The organism is Microbacterium sp. ER1, assembly GCF_023383675.1.
Taxonomy (GTDB): Bacteria; Actinomycetota; Actinomycetes; order Actinomycetales; family Microbacteriaceae; genus Microbacterium.
The window spans coordinates 1-304 of sequence record NZ_QCXO01000039.1 but is presented as its reverse complement, the minus strand read 5'-3'; the positions used below and the strand labels follow the sequence as shown (position 1 = coordinate 304).

At 69.4% G+C, this 304-nt stretch carries 1 protein-coding gene and 1 pseudogene; one reads left to right on the top strand and one right to left on the bottom strand.

Annotated elements, in window-relative coordinates; translation table 11 throughout:
* Positions 1-143: pseudogene (locus BV453_RS01665) on the top strand (4-hydroxy-3-methylbut-2-enyl diphosphate reductase); the annotation flags it as partial.
* Positions 144-158: 15 nt separating this feature from the next.
* On the opposite strand, the gene BV453_RS16835 reads toward BV453_RS01665, so the two are convergent.
* On the bottom strand, positions 159-290 hold the full coding sequence (locus tag BV453_RS16835; RefSeq protein ID WP_374209017.1) for a DUF6264 family protein: 132 nt from the start codon (positions 288-290) through the stop codon (positions 159-161).
* Positions 291-304: the final 14 nt, after the last annotated feature.

The window sequence follows — 304 nt, the reverse complement described above, 5'->3', positions numbered from 1 at the left end:
CCGGCGCCGGCTACGGCGACGTGGAGCAGATCAAGACGGCAGAGGAAGACCTGCTCTTCTCGCTGCCCAAGGAGCTGCGCAAAGACCTGCAGGGCAAGACGGATGCGCGTGCGCTCGGCGGCCGGGTCAGCCGGCCCGAGTAGTTCGGGTCCGAGAACCTACGGCTGGCCGAAGTAGTCCAGCAGCGCCGGGTCACCGGCGAGCACAACGGCCATGGCGGCAACCAGGAGCACAAAGGCCACGACGCCGCCGATGAGCGGCACGTAGAACGCGCGCCGGCCGCGGAGCACGAGCAGGATCGACG